This is a genomic window from Collinsella sp. AM20-15AC (assembly GCF_003471405.1).
Lineage (GTDB): Bacteria > Actinomycetota > Coriobacteriia > Coriobacteriales > Coriobacteriaceae > Collinsella.
Map to the genome: position 1 here is coordinate 779 of NZ_QRJA01000004.1, position 19,081 is coordinate 19,859.

At 61.7% G+C, this 19,081-nt stretch carries 13 protein-coding genes; 1 reads left to right on the top strand and 12 read right to left on the bottom strand.

The annotated features are described in order from the left end of the window. Positions 1-339 precede the first annotated feature (339 nt). From DW233_RS10585 to DW233_RS02085, 3 genes are all read right to left on the bottom strand, one after another. The gene (locus tag DW233_RS10585; protein WP_089572150.1) at positions 340-510 is read right to left on the bottom strand and encodes an SHOCT domain-containing protein; all 171 of its coding nucleotides are present in this window, start codon (positions 508-510) and stop codon (positions 340-342) included. Then, positions 437-808, bottom strand: coding sequence for a DUF1499 domain-containing protein (locus DW233_RS10165; RefSeq protein ID WP_147357115.1), 372 nt, complete (start codon positions 806-808; stop codon positions 437-439). The genes DW233_RS10585 and DW233_RS10165 overlap by 74 nt, the downstream gene beginning before the upstream one ends. A 116-nt stretch (positions 809-924) precedes the next feature. Further along, on the bottom strand, positions 925-2,262 hold the full coding sequence (locus DW233_RS02085) for a hypothetical protein (protein WP_118266447.1): 1,338 nt from the start codon (positions 2,260-2,262) through the stop codon (positions 925-927). Positions 2,263-2,480: 218 nt separating this feature from the next. Between DW233_RS02085 and DW233_RS02090 the strand changes: the two genes are divergently transcribed. After that, the gene (locus tag DW233_RS02090) at positions 2,481-3,662 is read left to right on the top strand and encodes a cation diffusion facilitator family transporter (protein WP_089572153.1); all 1,182 of its coding nucleotides are present in this window, start codon (positions 2,481-2,483) and stop codon (positions 3,660-3,662) included. A gap of 12 nt (positions 3,663-3,674) precedes the next feature. Here the strand turns inward: DW233_RS02090 and DW233_RS02095 are convergent, their stop codons facing one another. From DW233_RS02095 to dnaE, 9 genes are all read right to left on the bottom strand, one after another. Next, positions 3,675-4,664 carry a hypothetical protein gene (locus DW233_RS02095; protein WP_089572154.1) on the bottom strand — a complete coding sequence of 330 codons (990 nt, stop codon included), beginning with the start codon at positions 4,662-4,664 and terminating at the stop codon, positions 3,675-3,677. Between the two features lie 179 nt (positions 4,665-4,843). Further along, positions 4,844-6,511, bottom strand: coding sequence for a formate--tetrahydrofolate ligase (locus tag DW233_RS02100; protein ID WP_118266449.1), 1,668 nt, complete (start codon positions 6,509-6,511; stop codon positions 4,844-4,846). Between the two features lie 144 nt (positions 6,512-6,655). Further along, entirely contained in the window at positions 6,656-7,723 is a 1,068-nt protein-coding gene (gene ruvB / locus DW233_RS02105; RefSeq protein WP_117639770.1) for a Holliday junction branch migration DNA helicase RuvB, read from the bottom strand. Next, on the bottom strand, positions 7,723-8,343 hold the full coding sequence (gene ruvA, locus DW233_RS02110; RefSeq protein ID WP_118266451.1) for a Holliday junction branch migration protein RuvA: 621 nt from the start codon (positions 8,341-8,343) through the stop codon (positions 7,723-7,725). The genes ruvB and ruvA overlap by 1 nt, the downstream gene beginning before the upstream one ends. Continuing rightward, complete coding sequence (gene ruvC / locus DW233_RS02115) at positions 8,343-8,864, bottom strand: crossover junction endodeoxyribonuclease RuvC (protein WP_035137351.1); 522 nt, start codon at positions 8,862-8,864, stop codon at positions 8,343-8,345. Before ruvC ends, ruvA begins: the two co-directional genes overlap by 1 nt. Before the next feature lie 137 nt (positions 8,865-9,001). Further along, positions 9,002-10,987: a hypothetical protein gene (locus tag DW233_RS02120; RefSeq protein WP_118266452.1), complete on the bottom strand. Its 1,986-nt coding sequence runs from the start codon at positions 10,985-10,987 to the stop codon at positions 9,002-9,004. Between the two features lie 117 nt (positions 10,988-11,104). Then, on the bottom strand, positions 11,105-11,467 hold the full coding sequence (locus DW233_RS02125; RefSeq protein WP_089572163.1) for a desulfoferrodoxin family protein: 363 nt from the start codon (positions 11,465-11,467) through the stop codon (positions 11,105-11,107). 150 nt (positions 11,468-11,617) lie between these two features. Further along, a complete protein-coding gene (locus tag DW233_RS02130; RefSeq protein ID WP_118266454.1) occupies positions 11,618-15,082 on the bottom strand; it encodes an SNF2-related protein in 3,465 nt (1,154 codons plus the stop codon). 28 nt (positions 15,083-15,110) lie between these two features. Beyond that, positions 15,111-18,914 carry a DNA polymerase III subunit alpha gene (gene dnaE / locus DW233_RS02135; RefSeq protein ID WP_117763162.1) on the bottom strand — a complete coding sequence of 1,268 codons (3,804 nt, stop codon included), beginning with the start codon at positions 18,912-18,914 and terminating at the stop codon, positions 15,111-15,113. Positions 18,915-19,081 lie beyond the last annotated feature (167 nt).

The window sequence follows — 19,081 nt, forward strand, 5'->3', positions numbered from 1 at the left end:
CTGTTCGCCCCGCCGCCGCACAGCTGGTCGGCCTCGGCGTCCATCACGGCGTTTACGACCTGCTCGGCGAGGCGCCTGAGCAGCTCCTGCATGTCGATGGCACCGTCGTCGAACCGCGGCATGGCGAGCATGTCCGGCTTCGGGTCTGATAAGATTTCCATAGCGGTCTTCGTCCTTTCCTAGAACCTGTTGTTGTGGTGATTTCAGATTCTAGGACGAAGGCCGCTCTTCGTTAAACGGACGCTAGGGAGCCACCCTTACACCAACATTTTCGACGCGATCTTCAGCCTGGTATAACCAAGTTCAATAATAGAATGCAAATCCAACCACCGTGTCTGATTACAAAAAGATTTTTGCCTTTTCTGCAGCAAACTCTTCCTCGGTAAGCACTCCACTATCACGCAGCGTTGCAAGCCTCTCAAGCCTTGCAACTACATCAATCACTATCCGCCAGCGTCTCAATAGTCTGTGAAACCTGCGTATACCGCTCAAGCTCCTTCGATAGGGCATCGACTATCTCGGCAATATTCTTTGCATTTTTGCCCCCGTTTAATACGTTTGCCCTGACCTTAGATGACGACTTGACAGTAACGCCAGATCCGCCTTCAACTGGAACAACCGAAATACTGATATTTTCGCCCCAAGACCAAAGGCTCATACCAATCTCGGCTGCAACTGTTCTTGTTGTGGGCGATGCACTATCAACTTTTACTTTAGGCAGCTTTTCCATAGCTGCCTTCAAGGCATTAAACGTGTCGTCAGGAGAATACGGTACCTGAAGCTGAAGCTGCTGATCCGCAAAACCCATAATCTGGCCTCCGCTTCTTACAAGATTAAGGCTATCGGCAATGGTAGCACGTTCCCAGCAGTCTTAAATTCGTCTCATGACCTTGCGATGCAGCCCGACGCCCCGGCTCCGCTTCCCTACTTCCCAAAGATCGCAGCGAACAATCCCTTGCGCTTGGGTTTTTCTTCACGGCAGGAACCCTCGGCAGTTGCTGCCACCTGCCGCGGCTGTTCGCCGCCTCCACGGCGTACGATCTGGTATAGGAAGGGCGATTTAACGTATTTGACCTCGATGGGCGTGGCGTGCACGGTGCTTTCGCTCGACAGCATCACGTTGGGGTTGAGCGGCGCCACGATATGCGTCTCGCGCTTGTCGCTAAACACCACCGCGGCTGCACGACCCGTCTGGCCGTTTACGGCAATGCGCACCTGCTCGCCGTCGCGGCTGTCCGTCGCTGGACGATCGACAAAGTAGACCGGCACCATCACCAGGCCGTCCTTATGCTTGCGGGCTTTGCGCGCCCAGGTGCGGATGCTCTTTTTATTGAGCCCCAGCACCGCCTCGGCATCGTTGCCGGCAATGTCGAGCGCCAACTTATCAATGACCACCTGGTCCTTGGTAGACGCATCGACGGAGACAACGCGAAAGTCACCTTCCTGCATGGCCGGGTCAAACGGCCCAACCTTGGCAAAGTCCCACGGCTCCAAAATGCCCATAAGGCGAACATCCAGATAGTTTGCCCGCGGATACGCCCAGTCGAGCACCTCGTAGTACACCAGGGTTTCCTTGCTTAGGCCCTTGCCCGGGAAGGACGCCATCATGCGCAGGTCCGCGAGCGCCATGGGGAAGTAGAAGAGCATCATGTCGTTTTGAATCGCGTCTTCCACATCGTGACCGGCAAAGGCGTCTGGATATCGGCGCACCAGCTCAAGCGCATTGGCGCGCGCCTGCTGCGGCGTTATCTCGCAGGGAATACCCTGCTCGGGCACATATTCCGCACCAACGCCCATGGTCAGGCGCTTGCTAAACGTCCCCGGCTTGAGCAGGTCGGCGACACCGATCTTATTGCCGCAGGACGGGCACTCAAACACGCGCTGGGTCGACTCGCCCTCAAAGGACGCTCCGCAGAAGGGACAGGGGATGCTCACGTGCGTGGCCTCTTGGAACTCCTGGGCCGTGCCGCGGTCTTCCCACAGCAGATGCTCCAGAACCGACTGATTGCGCCAGTGCTCATTAAAGAAATACCAGTCGGGGTCCACCGGGCGCTCGAGCTGCGACACATGCGTGAGCTTGAGCAGCCCATCGACAACCGTCAGTGGCGTATGGCGAATGCCCAGGGCGCTCTTGGGCTCCCCCGCATCGGCCTGCCACGGAACGACCGTGCCGCAATAGGCGCACTCAAAGCTGCGTTTAGCCTGGTGTGAGTACATAGGGCCGCCGCAGTTTTGGCATTTAATGGCAAACATCTCGTCCATGAATACGTCCTCCTTTGCACTGGGGCTGTCGACATTAAGTATGTCGGGCAGGTAAGCACGTGCCCATACCCATGTGGCCCAAAATCGAGCACCCAGGCAGACGAGAAGGCTCGCTCGTTAGCACCGGCAGACTATTGCTGCATTTTCTGAGTATCGGTGCACGGCGCCCCCGCGCGAGCTACACTATCCCCTTAAACATGATTGTGAGGACGACCGCTATGCTATTTGTAAATCGGCTGGTACATACGCTTGTTCCCGGCAGCGAGGGCGAGCCGGTCGATACCTCCCGCCGCACCAACGCGGGCTTCGCCGCAAGCCTCATCTGCATTGGCCTCAACATCACCTTGTGCCTGGCCAAGGGCATCGCGGGCCTGCTCGCTGGCTCCGTCTCCCTCATCGCCGACGCTTTCAACAACCTCTCCGATGCCTCGAGCAACATCGTGAGCCTGCTCGGGTTCCGCCTCGCCAGCCGCCCGGCAGACGAAGGCCACCCCTATGGCCACGGCCGCTACGAGTACCTCGCCGGCTTGTTTGTCGCCGTCCTGGTTTGCGCCGTCGGCATCAACCTGATCCTCGAGTCGGTCACCAAGATCATCAAGCCTTCCCCCACCGCTTACACGCTCGTTTCCCTTGCGGCACTGGCTACATCCATGCTCGTTAAGCTCTGGATGGCCGCATTCAACCGCGCGCTGGGCAACCGTATCGATTCCGAAACACTCATTGCCACAGCACAGGACTCCAAAAACGACGTCATCACCTCGGGCTCGGTCTTGGTGGCGGCGCTTATTTCGCAGACGACCGGCTTTGACCTCGATGGCTGGGCAGGCCTGGGTGTGGGCATCTTCATCTGCATCAGCGGCATGGGCCTAGTGCGCGACGCCATCAGCCCGTTGCTGGGGCAAGCGCCCGACCCCAAGCTCGTCCAGGCAATCCGCGACAAGATCATGTCCTATCCGCAGGTCTTGGGCACACACGACCTGATGGTGCACGACTACGGCCCCGGTCGTCAGTTTGCCAGCGCTCACGTGGAGATGCCCGGCGAGGGCGACGCATTTGAGCACCACGAGATCCTGGACACCATCGAGCACGACATCAAGCGCCAGATGGGCATTGGCATCACGCTGCACTGCGACCCCATCGCGACAACCGGCGATGATTTGCGCGGCTGGGTCAAGCGCGGCGTTATGCAGATCGACCCCGCGCTCTCCATCCACGACCTGCACGAGCACGACGGGTTCGTTTCGTTTGACCTGGTGCGCCCCGACGGCTTTGACATATCCGACGAGGAGCTGCTGGAGCTCGTCACGCGCATCGTGCACGAGCGCCGACCCAATGCCTCATGCGTCGTTACGTTTGACTCGGGCTTTAGCTCGCCCGACCGTCCGGCTGAACAGCTGTAGCCCGCTTAACAGCTAGTTTCCCTGCGCGCCCGAGATGCCGTTTTGCAGTGCATTCCAGGCACCCGTCGCCATGTCGCCCAAGTTCTGCGCGGTGTCGCCCAGGTTTTGTGCCGTATCGCCCAGCTCTTGCGCCTTGTCTCCCAACTCCTGTGCCTTGTTGCTCAAGTCCTCCAGCGTATTGGAACTCGAGCTGTCGGTACCGCTTTGGCCGTCGGGCGAGTTGCCCGAGCTATTCTTGTGCGTGAGTTGAATTTCGAGGTTGCCGCTGTCGTTATAGTAAGCAGAAGTAACGACCCAGTTGGCATCGATGACGGGCGTTGAGCCATCATCAGTCAGGACCACGGCATTCGAAAGATTGGCACCGCGCGACTTGAGAAGTTTCTTGGCGTTGGACCAGTACTGCCCCGGGATATCGCTCAGATCGACGGTGCTAGACGAGGCGGACTCGGTTTGCTCGGCAGCGGTATCGGCCGTTGAACTCCCTCGTTTGTTGAGCATGCCCGACACAATGGCAAACACAACCGACAGCGCAAAGAAGATCGCCAGCACGATGAGGATCTTCTTGATCACGCTCGACGAACGCGACGGCTTCTTCTCCTCGTCCTCGCCATATTGCGGAATCGACTTGGGGTACTCGCGATACGGCTCGCGCGACTCGTAGCGAGACTGCGCCGTGCGAGGCATATACGTCGTCTGCTGAGGCTGCGGAATGGGATTTTGCGGCAGGTCATCATAGGGATTCGGCGTCGAGGCGGCATAAGAATCCTGCGGCGCGTAATCAAACGGGTCCGGAGCTGCGTTGCCATAGGGGCCTTGCGAAGATACAGCATAAGAATCCCGCGCTGTGTCGCCATAGCCCATAACCCGGGTTGGCTCGGCAGAAGGCTGCGTCGCGGCGGGGTCGGTATAACCGGGGTTGGGAACAACGCGGGTCGCATCGGCGCTATCGCCAGCCTGCGCGGAACCGTAGCCGCCCATTACGGTCGTCTTATCCTGATCCATGCAACGATTCCTTTCCGTCGCGCGTGAGCATCAAGTTATCCATGCATTCTACCCGCGCAAAAGCCTATGATGGGCAGAGCCCGTCGGTATCTACAAGACATGCGCGGGCCTAAGGATAAAAAAGCCCCGCCGGGCCTTGGGGGCACGGCGGGGCGGGCAGGCAGCTAGGGGCAACAGGCTTAGAACAGGCCGGTGATGTTGCCGTCGCTGTCGACGTCGATGTTCTCAGCCGCGGGGACCTTGGGCAAGCCCGGCATGGTCAGAACACTGCCAGTCAATGCGACCACAAAGTGGGCACCGGCGGAAACCTTGAGCTCGCGCACCGTGATGCGGAAGTTCTCGGGAGCGCCCAGGGCCTTGGCGTTGTCGCTAAAGCTGTACTGCGTCTTGGCCACGCACACCGGCAGGTTGCCAAAGCCGTTCTCGCGCAGCTCGGCGAGCTGGCGCTTGGCGGCCGGCGTAAAGTCGACGCCGTCGGCGCGGTAGACCTTGGTGGCAATGGCCTCAAGAGCGTCGGCCACATCGGCGCCGTCCTCATAGGCAAACTTGAGCTCGCTCGGCTGCTCAATCAGACGCATGACCTCATCGGCAAGCTCGAGCGCGCCCTCGCCGCCCTTGGCCCAGACCTCGGAAAGCTTAACGTTGACGCCGAGCTTCTGACACTCGGACTCGATGAGCGCAAGCTCGGCCTCGGTGTCCGTCGGGAAGCGGTTGATGGCGACTACGCAGGGCAGACCATAAACGTTCTGGATGTTGTCGACGTGACGCAGCAGGTTGGGCATGCCGGCCTTGAGTGCCTCGAGGTTCTCCTCGTTGAGGTCGGCCTTGGCGACGCCACCGTTGTACTTCAGCGCACGAGCGGTCGCGACGACCACGACGGCGCTGGGGCGAACGCCCGTCATACGGCACTTGATGTCGAGGAACTTCTCGGCACCCAGATCGGCACCGAAGCCGGCCTCGGTAATGGCGACATCGCCAAAGCGCATCGCCATACGCGTGGCCATGATAGAGTTGCAGCCGTGGGCGATGTTGGCGAAGGGGCCGCCGTGGACAAACGCGGGCGTGCCCTCGAGCGTTTGCACCAGGTTGGGCTTGAGCGCGTCCTTAAGCAACGCGGCCATGGCACCCTGGGCCTTAAGGTCGCGGGCACGGACGGGCTCGCCGGCAAAGCTGTAGCCGACGACGATCTCGCCCAGGCGCTCCTTGAGGTCGCTGATGCTCGTAGACAGGCACAGGATTGCCATGACCTCGGAGGCGACGGTGATATCGAAGCCGTCCTCGCGCGGCACGCCCTGGGCCTTACCGCCAATACCGTCGATGACGTGGCGCAGCTGACGGTCGTTCATATCGACGACGCGCTTCCAAGTGATGCGTTTAACGTCGATGCCAAGCTGGTTGCCCTGCTGGATGTGGTTATCAAGCATGGCGGCCAGCAGGTTGTTGGCAGCACCGATGGCATGGAAGTCGCCGGTAAAGTGCAGGTTGATATCCTCCATGGGGATCACCTGAGCCCAGCCGCCGCCGGCAGCACCGCCCTTAACACCAAAGACGGGGCCGAGCGAAGGCTCGCGCAGGGCCACGGCACTCTTGACGCCGCGACGACGCAGGCCATCGGCCAGACCGATGGTCGTGGTGGTCTTGCCCTCGCCCGCAGGCGTTGGGTTGATAGCGGTCACGAGGACGAGCTTGGCCTGGTGATCGGTCGGCTCGTTGAGCAGTGAATAGTCGACCTTAGCCTTGTCGAAGCCGTACGGAATAAGGTGCTTAACGTCGACGCCGGCGTTCTTGGCCACCTCGGTAATAGGCAGCGGCGTGACAGAACGTGCGATTTCGATGTCAGTAGGCATGGGCGGTCCTTTCGTTACCGAATGAGAAAAAGACCAATTCAGCATAGCACGGGCGCGCAATAGTAAAACGCCCATAACCGATGAACGGCGATATGTTTACCCGATGCCCGGCGATAGCCCAACAGCCCGCCAAAACAAAGCGCCCTAAACGGTAGGTTCAATCCCCAGGTGCTCAAAGGTGCGCAGGGTTGCCTGACGGCCCTGCGGCGTACGAATCATCAACCCGCACTGCAGCAGATACGGCTCATAGACATCCTCGAGCGTGCCCGGGTCCTCGCCCACCGCGCTGGCAAGGGTCGTAAGTCCCACGGCACGACCGGAGAACGTCTTGGCAAGCGTCTCCAAAATGCGAATATCCATCCAGTCCAGGCCGAGCTCGTCGATCTCGAAGAACTCGAGCGCCTGGCGACAGATATCGAGCTCGATGGGACCGTTGCCGCGCACCTGTGCGTAATCGCGCACGCGCTTGAGCAGGCGGTTGGCAAGACGCGGCGTGCCGCGCGAACGCGAGCCGATCTCAAGTGCACTGGGATGGTCGATCGCCACGCCCAGAATAGTTGCCGAGCGCGTCACAATCTGCGCGAGCTCTTCGACCGTGTAGTAATCCAGGCGATATGAAATGCCAAAGCGGTCGCGCAACGGGCCGGTCAACATGCCTGAGCGGGTCGTTGCTGCTACCAGCGTAAACTTGGGGATATCCAGGCGAATCGAGCGCGCCGCCGGACCCTTGCCAATCACGATATCGAGGGCAAAGTCCTCCATCGCGGGGTACAGGACTTCCTCGACCGAACGGTTGAGGCGGTGGATCTCGTCGATAAACAGCACATCACCCGGCTGCAAGTTGGTAAGGATGGCCGCCAGGTCGCCCGTACGCGCGATGGCCGGGCCACTCGTCGTTTTTATCTGAGCGCCCAACTCGTTGGCGATTACGGTGGCCAGCGTGGTCTTGCCCAGGCCCGGAGGACCCGAGAAGATCACGTGGTCGAGCGTCTCCCCACGGCTCTGCGCCGCTTCGATCAACACGCGCAGGCTCTGCTTGATATGCTCCTGGCCGCAGTAATCGTCCAGGCGCTGGGGGCGCAAAGTGCGATCGACATCGAGGTCCTCGGCCGTCAGCTCCGAGCCCACCATGCGCTCGCCGTGCGCCATGGATGCCGCCGGCGAGTTGCCGGGCGTCGCCCACAGGTCCTGAGAGTCATCGGCTTCCCACATCACGCATCCATTCCGAGTCGCTTAAGCGCCGCGCCGAGCAAATCCTCGACACGCATATCCTGCCCATCATACCCGCTCAGAGCGACATCGGTCTCCTGCGGGCTAAAGCCCATGGAAAGGAGTGCCGCACAGGCGTCATCGATCGCCGAAGGAGCGGCGGCGGGCACGGGCATCGCAACCTGACCGGGGATCGCATCGACCGGCACAAAGCCCTTGTCCTTGGCAAAGGTGCTCTTGAGCTCCAAGATGAGGCGCTGGGCGGTCTTTTTGCCCACGCCGGGCACCTTGGCCATGCCCTTGTCGTCCTCGGCCATCACCAGGGAATACAGCTGTCCCACGGTATAGGTGGAAAGTACGGCGAGCGCCAAGCGCGGGCCAACGCCCGAGACGGACACAAGCCGGTCGAACATCGTGCGCTCATCCTTAGAGGAAAAACCGAAAAGTGTCATAGCGTCCTCGCGCACCTGCATACGGGTATAGAGGCGCACCTCACCGCCGGGCGTAGGCAGCGTGGCCGCAGTGCCGCCAGAAATGCCGAGTTCAAAGCCAACGCCCGACACGTCGACGACAGCAGAGCTCATCGTGGCCTCGACAAGCGTTCCGTGGAGCTGGGAAATCATCAGTATCCGGTTCCTCTCTGTTGATAGAACTCGCCACCGGTGAGGGCGCGGGTGCGGCTGAGGTTTACGTGGCAGATGGCGCAAGCCAGGGCATCGGCGGCATGGTCGGGATGAGGGTCGTGGTCGAGCTGCGTGAGCGTGCGCACCATGTAGGCGACCTGCCGCTTGTCCGCGGCGCCGGTACCCACCACAGCCTGCTTGATCTGCATAGGCGTGTACTCGCCGATCTCGAGCGCGCACTCCGAAAGCGCCACGAGCGCGGCACCGCGGGCATGTGCCGTGGGGATTGCCGAGCGGACATTAGCGCCAAAGTAGATGCTCTCGATAGCAGCAGTATCGGGTCGATAACGCTCCACGACGCCCTTGAGGTCGCGGGCGATATGCGACAGGCGCACCGCGAGCGGACTACCCGCGCTGGTCTCGATACAACCGTAGGCACGGCAGCGAACCTCGCCGCGCCGCTCCTCGATAATCCCCCAACCCGTATGGGCCAAACCGGGGTCGATACCCAAAATGACCAAGCCAACCTCCCCTCGTCACAAGTACAGCACAAGGCAAGGCCCCGAGCATCATTCACGAACGTCTGTTCTAGAATAACACAACGGGACCAAGATGCTTAGTTGAAGTGTCGGGGTTGGAAGCGAATCCTATCCCATAGTTAGTTCTGCGAGAAAAAAGGAAACTGACGGGGATCCACCGGCGGATGCGGCATCGGTCCGCCCTGGGGCCCACCCTGCGGGCCACCCTGGCCGCCCATCATCTTATCGATGGCGTCCTGAACCTCGCCCTCGAACTTTTTCATGCCCTCGTGCAAACGACGCTGACCGTCCTCAGAGCGCAGCTCCTCCATCTGCTCGGGCGAAATACCCAGCAGCTCACCCAAAATGCCCATCATCTCACCGCGCATACGGTCACTCGTATCGTCGTCGGCAAAGCGACGCACCTCGGCGCGCGCCAGCGAATCAACCGTCATGCGCTCCTTGCCGTTAAGCCCCAGGTCGGACCACGCGAGCATGTACGGCCAGGCGCGCTCGACAAACGAACGGGCTGAGACGATCGACGCCGTCGGCAGCATGCGGCGGGCGGCCTCGCCCTGACGCACGAGCATCAGCAGCAGCGAGCAGGCCTCAGGCTTGCCAGCGGCCATCGGGATGTCGTCGAAAGATCGATTGCGGTCCACGTGCGCCTCGAGCGCGCCATCGACCTCACCCGGCTCAAGCCCGCCGAGCAGCTGTGCCGCGCGGTCGAGCATATCGACCGGACCGTCGAGCGTCGAGAGCGCCTGCGCCAGCACTCGCTCCATACAATCTTCCACCGCGTTGAGCGTCACGAGCTCTTGGGGCACCACGGCAGACGCGCGGTTGCGCACACGCGCCACAAACTCAAGCATCGACAGGTACACATCGCCAAAGGGCGCGTAATCGCCCTGGTAGCCGCCGCAAAGCGCCGGCGCCGCCAGCGCGTACTCGGTTTTGGACAGCGGGCTCAGCGCCATCGCACCCAGCTCGAGCGCCGTGTCCTCCAGCATGAGGCCCAGCGTGCGCGAGCGCAGACGCTCGGCATCGCCCGCCGACACGTCGCGATCGAGCACACGCGCCGCATCCGGTGCATCGCGCTCGACGGTGCGAATGTGCAGACGCTCGGCGATGGCGCGGACGGCGGCACAGCGGGCAGCCTCGGCCTCTTCCTGCGCCGGCGTAAAGATACGGTTGCGCCCCAGCACCAGGCCAATCACATTACGCGGGCCCAGAGCGTCGACGGCCAGCGCCGCCAGCAGGGACGACGGCAAGTCGCCCTCGAGCGCCACCACAGCACGCGACGCACCGTGGGCTCGGGCGTTGTCGCGCACGGCGAGCACCAGCGCCTGCCACAGCCACTCCTCGGAACGGAACTCGGGCAGTTCGTGATCTTCCAGGGCATCGAGCATCACACCGCGCTGAATCTCCTGAACCAGCAGGCTCTCCTCAAAACACGGCGCCTGGGCCACCACGCGACCGCAGTCGTCGAGCACAAACGAACCGCCGGTATACACCGACTCGTCATAGGCACCGACCGGCGCCATACAGGCAAACCACACGCTGCGCTTGGATGCGATCTTGCGGTAGGCGCCGCTGCGAACGGCGGCAATGGCGGCAGTCTCGCGGTCGGTCATGTCAAACGCATTGAATTGGAAATACGCAATGAGGTCAACACCGGTCGGCAACATCTCGAGTTCGCGGTCCAAGTCAAAAATCACGGCGATGCGCACGCCGTCCACGTCGAACACCGGCGGCGCCCAACGCGTGTCGTTGTTCTCGCCACGCTGCAGGGCAATGCTCGAACGCGCCGGCACCACATGACCGTCCTTGAGCATCATGTAGTCGAGCAGCGGCTGACCCTCAAACGAAACCGCCGCGGGCACGATGCAGATCATGTCAAGCTCCTGGATGCGCTCGGCGACACCAGTCAAGCCGGCAAGCATGTCGTGCTCAAAGTCGGCAGCGCCCACCAGGCCACCGGGCATGGCGCCCATAAAGAGCGGAGCCGGAACGCACAGCACGCGCGCCCCGCGCTCGTGGGCCAGACGAGCCTGGTCCTCGATGCGGCCGCAAATGCCCTCAATATCACCCAGGCGCATATCGATCTGTGCAAGCGCGAGCTTCATGGCTCAGCCCTTTCCGTCGTAAACCATCGAAATCGTAGTAAAAGCGCCGGCCGCATGATGCAGTCGGCGCTCGCATGTGCATATGCTAGCTATGATACCCCGAGCGGGGGCGCGCTCCTAGAACGTCGCGGACCACAGCCCGTGCAGGTTGCAGTAGGCATAGACGGTACCGGTCTTGGAACCGCCGGCAAAAAACGTCGCGGGCTTCATACCGGGCTCAAGGTAATGGACCTCTAAGCGGCCCTCGGCCTCAAGGGCGATCCACTCAATATAGTGCTCGGGCAGGCTGGGGTGCTCGACCGAGCCAACGCGTGCGCGAATCACGTGACCGTCGCGCTCGGTCTCGACAACAGGCACGTGCTTCTCGTGCGCCGCGTCCTCAGTGTTTGCGGTCAGTTCCGTGCAACCGGCAGGGGTTGCAACGTCGTTGCCAAGGGCGGCAATGAGCTTACCGTCGGGGTCCTTAAAGAATTTCGCCATGATGTTCTCCTTTGCTGACGTGCCAATGTTCTTGATGGTTCTTATGCCCAAAGGCAGACAAACCATCCACGGCATTGCAAATGAACACATAACGGGCGGGGACGATGGGGCAGCGTGCGCTATCCGCCCTGGCGGCCCCACCCGAGCGGGTTAGCGCCCGTCGCCGCCCAGCAGCGCCAGAACATCTTCGCGGGTAAACAGCGCCGACGAGATGCCGTCGCCGCCGAGCACGCTGTTGACCAGGTCGCGCTTGGACTCCTGCATCTGCATAATGCGCTCCTCGATCGTGTCCTTGGCGATGAGCTTGTACACGGTCACGGTATGTTGCTGGCCAATACGGTGCGCGCGGTCGGTCGCCTGGTCCTGCGCCGCCACGTTCCACCACGGGTCGTAGTGGATGACCACGTCGGCCGCCGTCAGGTTAAGGCCCACGCCGCCCGCCTTGAGCGAAATCAAAAAGACCGGAACCTCGCCCGCTTGGAACTGCGCGACCATCTTGGCGCGGCTCTCCTTAGACGAAGCGCCCGTGAGCTTAAGGAAGGCGATGTCCTCCTTGGCCAAGCGCTTACCGATGATATCGAGCATACCCGTAAACTGGCTGAACAACAGGATGCGATGCCCGCCGTCGAGTGCGCCGTGCACGAGCTCCATACACGTATCGAGCTTGGCGCTCCCCGCCTTGTAATCCTCGTAGTGTAGACGCGGGTCGCAGCAGATCTGGCGCAGCTTGGTGAGCTCGGCGAGCACCTTGAGCTTGTCCTTCTTAAACTCCCCAGCCTCGCGGTGCTGCACCTGCTGGGCGATGCGGTCCTGGTTGGCCAGGTAGAGCTTGCGTTGCTCGCCGGTAAGCTGTGCCATGACGGTGTCCTCGATCTTCTCGGGCAGGTCGGCCACCACGTCTTCCTTAACACGGCGCAGCACAAACGGCGACACGAGCGCCTGCAGGCGAGCGGCGCTATCGCCCTCGGCATGCTCGACGGGGCTCTCAAAGCGCTTGGCAAACGACTCGCGCGTCCCCAAAAGGCCCGGCATCAAAAAGTCGAAGATGCTCCAAAGCTCGGACAAGCGGTTTTCGATGGGCGTGCCCGTCAGGGCAAAGCGCGCGCCGGCAGGCAGGCGCTTTGCGGCGCGCGCCACCTGCGTGAGCGGGTTTTTAATGTACTGGGCCTCATCGAGCACCACGCGGGCAAAATCCTGCTCGACGTACTCGTCGATATCGCGCCGCATAAGATCATACGACGTCACAACCACGCTATGCTCGGCCACGCCGGCGATCTGCACGCGGCGTTGAGCCTTGGCGCCCACAATGGCGCACACATCGAGCGACGGGGCAAAGCGCTCCAGCTCGGCAGTCCAGTTGTACACGAGTGAGGCCGGGCATACCACGAGCGTGGGCTTGGTGTCCCCCGCCTCCACGCGCGCCAGAATATGCGCAATCATCTGGAGCGTTTTGCCCAGGCCCATGTCGTCGGCCAAGATGCCGCCAAGGCCCAGGTGTTCGAGCGAGCCGAGCCACTGGTATCCGTCGACCTGGTAGCCGCGCATCGTTGCCTTGAGCGATGCCGGCACCGTAAAGTCCATCTTGCCGAGCGTGTCCAGGCGCTCGACGGTACGGCGGAACGCAGCGTCGCGATCGGCCTCGAGCGCCGGCGTGCGTGCGAGCATGCTGTCGACGAACAGGGTGCTCGACGCGGGAAGCGACACGCCGTCGAGCAGGTCGACGGCATCGACACCCAGGTCCTCGGCAAGGCCAAACGCGGCGCGCGCCCCCTCGTCCAGGCGAATGATGTCGCCGGACGTAAGGCGCGCAAACGTTTGATGGCGCTTGTACGAATCGAGATAGACGGCAAGGTCCGCGGCCGAAAGCCCGCTCGCGCCCAGCTCGACATCGAGCAGGTTACTCTTGACGGTCGCGCGCACCGAGAGCTTGGGCGCAGGGCGGACCGAAATCTGGCGCAGACGGTCGCTGAGCATGACCTCGCCCAGCTCGGACAGGGCAGACAGGCCCTCGGTCAGCAAGTGGAACAGGCTCTCGTCATCGCGCTCCTCAAACGCCAGGCCGCCCTCGTAGAAATCGAAGTACATGGCAGCCGTGTCCATAACGCGAAACTCCGCCAGCGTATCGCGGGGCGGAACGCCGGGGCGTTGCTCTTCGAAAGGACTGCCCGGAGCACCAAGACTAAAGAGATCAGCCGACCAATCGCCGTAGGTAACCGTAATTTTGCAGGTCACAAGACCATCGTCGACGCCGATTGCCATGGCAAAGCTCGCCTCGGGTGCCACAGTATCGAGCGCGGCGGGCGCGGTGAGGTCGGTATAGTCGCGCAAAATGGGCAGCGCCATACGGCAGAACTCACCCACCTGCTCGGCGGCAATATGGGCGGGCGTGCGGCACGGCAGCAAGCGCGACAAAAAAGGTGCGGCATGCTGAGCAAATGCAGCGTCGGTACGGCGCGCGCGGCGCGTGTCAACCAAGTAGGCGGCATCGCCCGACGCAAAGCAGTACATATCGGCGGGCAGGCGCAGGTCATAGCTACCACCAGCCGCCGGCGCGATTTTGGCGGCAAGAAGTGGTGGGCGCTTAGCGGACGCCTCGTCCTCCCCTTGCGGAGACAGCTCAACCGCCACGTCGTAGGTGCGACGCGTCGTCGTCCCCCGCGACCAGGCGGGCTCAAAGGAGATGGTCTGGCCGCGCAGCAGGTCCAGCACATATACGATGCTATGCTCGGACAGCGGCAACTGACGCTCGGCAACAAAACCGCTGCGGGCAAAGTCGTACGACGCCGAACGCGAGCTTGTGATGTCATCGAGATAGGCAACTGTCGTCACAACAAGGTTGAGCAGCTTTGTCGATGTTTCGTCAAAGGCCTCAGGTGAATGGACAAACGTGAGCTTCTTGCCATAGGAGAACGTGCCGCCGCGCACGTAGGCATCGGCCATGCCGTCGATGTCCTTGACCACGTAGGAGACCGATCCACAGCGAATGCGGAACTCGAGCGCCCAGCTAAAGCGGTCAGCGAACAGCGGATTGTAGTACGGCACCAACGAGGGCCCCAACGCCGCTTTGGGGGCGTCGGGATCAACGGCACCGGCAAGTTTGCGGCGCATGTTCGCCAGCTCATCCATGCGCGCGTCCGAAAGATCGGAAAGCGCCGCCACAAGGCTCGGGCTCGTGGGGACGGGCGCCGGGAAGGGAAAGTTGGGGTTGACGGCCGGCGCGGCGGACGCGGCGCGCGCGGGCTGTTTCGGCTGCGCCGTAAACGTGCGAACCGGCGTGCGCAGCCCCTCAACAGGCTCAATGCCGCTGGTGTCCAGGTACGCCAGCGCTGTGGCGATGGCGTGCTTGCACATACCGGGATAGCGGTATGCGGCGGGGCAGTCGCAGTCGTAGTCGATAACCTCGTGCTCGTCCATATCGAGCGCCACGTGCGTCTTGTACAGGTCGCCGCGCGAGCCGCGCACCGAGCCCTCAACCGTCACGTTTTTGGAGAAGCGCGAGCCGCTGTCCTCAATCGACAGCACGGCGCCGTTGAGCATGAGCGAGCGGCTCTTCATAAAGGTGCCGCTCAACGCCGCCTCTTTGCGAAGCGCCTGCACAAACGTCCCCTGCGCCATCACTTCCTCCAATCTCACCCGGGGTAGCTTAGATAACCGTCACGCGACCCTGGTTACCCACAATCGCCTTTGCCTCGGCCAGCAGCGGAATCGAGCGCGCGTTGACCTTGGCCGGCACCTCGGCACGTAGCACGCGCCCGTCCACCTGCTCGATAAAGATCTCCACGCGGTCGCCGCCCGGGTTGGCGGTAAGTACCGTGGCAAGACGCGCCATATTGCCCTGGCTAAAGCGGCTGTTGGGCACCATGACCTCAAACACCTTGGGCTTGTTGTTCTCCTCGTTAAGCTCGAGCGGCACGATCTCCTGCGCGATGATCTGGTCGCCGCGGTCCGAGCGCTCGAGCTTGCCCTTAATGCGCACAAACGCATCGGACAGCTGTGCACCGGTCTCGGGATCGACCTCGCCGTACAGGTACCCCTCGGCCTCCTTGTAGGTCTTGGGGAACACGACGACGGTGGCCTCGCCTTCCATGTCCTCGAGCTGCACGATGCCCATGGGGTCGCCGTTTTTGGTCACGCGCTTGGACACACTCGAGACCATGCCGGCCCACCACAGCGCCTTACCCTCGGGAATCTCCTGGTTGATGGTGCCGCCCGTAGGATTCTGAACTTCGTAGCCGGTGTCGATCTGCGAGAACGAAAAGTCGCGCGCCTTGGCTAGCGCATACTCAAACGGGCGTAGCGGGTGGTCCGAGACATAGATGCCCAGAACCTCTTTCTCCTGGCTCAGCTTGAGGTGGCGGTCCCATTCCTGGCCATCCGGATCGGGCACGCTGACCTCGAAGCCCGAGCCCTCAACGTCGCCAAACATATCGAAGAACGACGTCTGGCCGCTCGCGCGATCCTTCTGGCGCTTTACCGCGGCATCGATGATGTTCTCGGGGTTGTTCTTATCCACAAAGTGCATCATCTGGCGACGCGGATACCCCGTGGAGTCGAAGGCGCCTGCCTTGATGAGCGATTCAATCACGCGACGGTTCGCCTGGCTGGAGTCCACGCGCTCGACAAAATCGTGCAGCGTCTTGAACGGGCCGCCCGCCTCGCGCTCGGCGATAATCGCCTGCGCCACGCCGGTGCCCACGCCGCGGATGCCGGCCAGACCAAAGCGTACGCCCTCCTTGGTAGCCGTGAACTCGGTACCGGACTCGTTGACATCTGGCGACAGCACGGGGATGCCGTCGTGACGGCATGCCGAGACGTAGTGCACGATCTTGTCGGTCTTGCCCGTATAGGACGTCAAAACGGCCGCCATGTACTCGTGCGGATAGTGCGCCTTGAGCCACGCCGTCTGCATAACCAGAATGGCGTAGCCGGCGGAGTGCGACTTGTTGAAGGCGTAAGATGCGAACTCGAGAACATCGTCCCAAATCTTCTGGGCGACCTCGCGCGTGTAGTTGTTCTTGATAGCGCCGTTCATCCAGTGGTCGTAGGTGGTCTCGTCCGAGCCATCCTCCCAGTGCAGCACCGTCGACGTGAGCAGCTTGATCTTTTTCTTAGCCACGGGCTTACGGATACGCGAGTCCGATTCGCCCTTGGAGAAGCCGCACATCTCGACGGAGATGAGCATAACCTGCTCCTGGTAGACCATGGTGCCGTAGGTTTCGCCTAGGATGTCGTCCAGGCGGTCGTCATAGGAGACCGCCGGCTCCTTGCCGTTCATACGGTTGATGTAGGACGAAACCATGCCGGCGCCCAGCGGGCCCGGGCGGTACAGGGCGATCAATGCCACGACGTGCTTGTACTCGGTGGGCTTCATGTTCTTGATCGTGGCCGTCATGCCGGCGGACTCGACCTGGAAGACGCCGGCGGTGTGGCCGGAGCCCATGAGCTTAAAGATCTCGGGGTCGTCAAAGGGAATCTCTTCCTCTTTGATGTCGATGCCGAAGTTCTTCTTGATGTTGGCCTTGGCCTTGGAGATAACCGTCAGCGTGCGTAGGCCCAAGAAGTCCATCTTGAGCAGGCCCATATCGGCAACGGTATGGCCCTCGTACTGGGTAATCTCGACGCCGCCCTTGGTGTCGAGCTTGGTGGGCACGTGCTCGTTGACGGGGTCGCGACAGATCAGAACGGCGCACGCGTGCACGCCCTCGCCACGGGTGAGGCCCTCAATCGAGAGCGCCGTGTCGATGATGCGGCGGGCGTCGTCGTCCTTTTTATATGCCTCGGCAAAATCGGGGTTAAACAGGTCCTCTTTGCCGGGTTGCTTTTCGAGCACCTGCTTGAGCTTGACCTTGGGGTCGCTCGAGACCATCTTGGACAGACGCTGGCCCATGTAGACCGGGTAGTCCAGGACGCGAGCGGCGTCGTTGATGGCCTGCTTGGCCTTAATGGTCGAGTAGGTGATGACGTGGGTGACCTTCTCGGGACCGTAGAGCTGGCGGACGTGCTCCACGACCTCGAGGCGCCGCTCATCGTCGAAGTCCATATCGATATCGGGCATCTCGGTACGCTGCGGAGACAGGAACCTCTCGAACATCAGGCCGTTCTCGAGCGGGTCGAACGCGGTGATGTTCATGGCGTAGGCGACGATAGCGCCGGCGGCAGAACCACGGCCGGGGCCGACGCCGATGCCGTTGTCCTTGGCCCATTGCACGTACTCGGCAACGATCAAGAAGTAGGCGGCGAAGCCCTTGTCGCAGATGACCTTGTATTCGTACTCAAAGCGCTCTTTGATGTTGACGCCGCCGATCTCGCGCGTGGCCCAGTCGTCACCGTAGTGCTGGCGCAGGCCCTTCTCGCACTCGCGGCGGAACTGGCTCTCGTGCGTCTCGCCGGGATCGAGCAGCGGGAAGCGCGGCAGGATGATGGAGTCCCAGTCCAGCTCAACGTAGCACTTGTCGGCAATCTCGAGCGTGTTGTCGCAGGCCTCGGGGCAATACGGGAACATCGCCCGCATCTCCTCCTCGGTCTTCATGTAAAACTCCGAGCCGGTCATGCGCATGCGGTTGGGGTCGTCGACCTTGGCATTCATGCCAATGCACATGATGACGTCCTGCACGGGCGCATCCTCGCGGCGCAGGTAGTGGAAGTCGTTGGTGGCGATGACCTTGACGCCCACCTGTTTGGCGATGTCGATGAGCGTGCGGTCCATCTGCTCGTCGGTCAGGCCGTTGTCGGTGGTAATGCCGTGTTCCTGGATCTCGATATAAAAGTCGCCAGGGTCGAAGGTGTCGCGGAAGGTCTCGGCCCATTTAATGGCGCCTTCCATGTCACCGCGGTCGATGTACTTGGGGATGATGCCCGCGATACAGGCACTGGTGCAGATCATGCCCTTGGCGTGGCGGCGCAGGTTGTCGAGCGTCACGCGGGGCTTGTAGTAAAAGCCCTGCACGGCTGCCTCGGAAACCGTCTGCATCAGGTTGACGTAGCCCTCCTGGTCCTTGGCCAGAAGGATCATGTGGTAGAGCTCGGGCTTATGGTCGCGGGCGAGCGTCTCGTCCGGCGTAAAGTAGACCTCGCAGCCAAAGATGGGCTTGATGACCAGCGGCGGCTTGAGCTCGTCGATGTTGCCCTTCTCGTCCCACATGGCCATGTCCTTCACATACTGGGCATGCTCGCGGGGGTTTGCCTCGGGATCGGGCTCCACCAGCTCGTCGCGGCGGTCCTTTTCCAAGAAGGCCTTGTCGTGGCTCCAGGTTTTGTACTCGGGCGTGTTGTGGTTGACGGCGTCGCAGGCCAGCGCCAGGTCGGGTACGCCATACATGTAGCCGTGGTCGGTAATGGCCACGGCGGGCATGCCCAGCTCAACGGCGCGGTTGACCATATCCTGGATACGGGTTGCGCCGTCGAGCATGGAAAAGACGGTGTGGTTGTGCAGATGGACAAATGCCATGTGATGAGCTCCGATGCGGGTTCGTGATCTTAGGGTTACGATTCTACCGCACGGCGCGGACGGCACCCGAACCTAGCCAAACCCACACGGGCAGTCTTTTTGGGACGGGGCTTTTTTAGCTACTTTTGCCACCCCAAGAAAACCATCCTCAAAGTAGCTAAAAAAGC

Bases quoted from the DNA above. Each gene is read 5' to 3' on its own strand.
- DW233_RS10585 (WP_089572150.1), bottom strand. From the start codon at position 510: ATGCCCTATCGAAGGAGCTTGAGCGGTATACGCAGGTTTCACAGACTA.
- DW233_RS10165 (WP_147357115.1), bottom strand. From the start codon at position 808: ATGGGTTTTGCGGATCAGCAGCTTCAGCTTCAGGTACCGTATTCTCCT.
- DW233_RS02085 (WP_118266447.1), bottom strand. From the start codon at position 2,262: ATGGACGAGATGTTTGCCATTAAATGCCAAAACTGCGGCGGCCCTATG.
- DW233_RS02090 (WP_089572153.1), top strand. From the start codon at position 2,481: ATGCTATTTGTAAATCGGCTGGTACATACGCTTGTTCCCGGCAGCGAG.
- DW233_RS02095 (WP_089572154.1), bottom strand. From the start codon at position 4,664: ATGGATCAGGATAAGACGACCGTAATGGGCGGCTACGGTTCCGCGCAG.
- DW233_RS02100 (WP_118266449.1), bottom strand. From the start codon at position 6,511: ATGCCTACTGACATCGAAATCGCACGTTCTGTCACGCCGCTGCCTATT.
- ruvB (WP_117639770.1), bottom strand. From the start codon at position 7,723: ATGTGGGAAGCCGATGACTCTCAGGACCTGTGGGCGACGCCCGGCAAC.
- ruvA (WP_118266451.1), bottom strand. From the start codon at position 8,343: ATGATTTCCCAGCTCCACGGAACGCTTGTCGAGGCCACGATGAGCTCT.
- DW233_RS02120 (WP_118266452.1), bottom strand. From the start codon at position 10,987: ATGAAGCTCGCGCTTGCACAGATCGATATGCGCCTGGGTGATATTGAG.
- DW233_RS02125 (WP_089572163.1), bottom strand. From the start codon at position 11,467: ATGGCGAAATTCTTTAAGGACCCCGACGGTAAGCTCATTGCCGCCCTT.
- DW233_RS02130 (WP_118266454.1), bottom strand. From the start codon at position 15,082: ATGGCGCAGGGGACGTTTGTGCAGGCGCTTCGCAAAGAGGCGGCGTTG.
- dnaE (WP_117763162.1), bottom strand. From the start codon at position 18,914: ATGGCATTTGTCCATCTGCACAACCACACCGTCTTTTCCATGCTCGAC.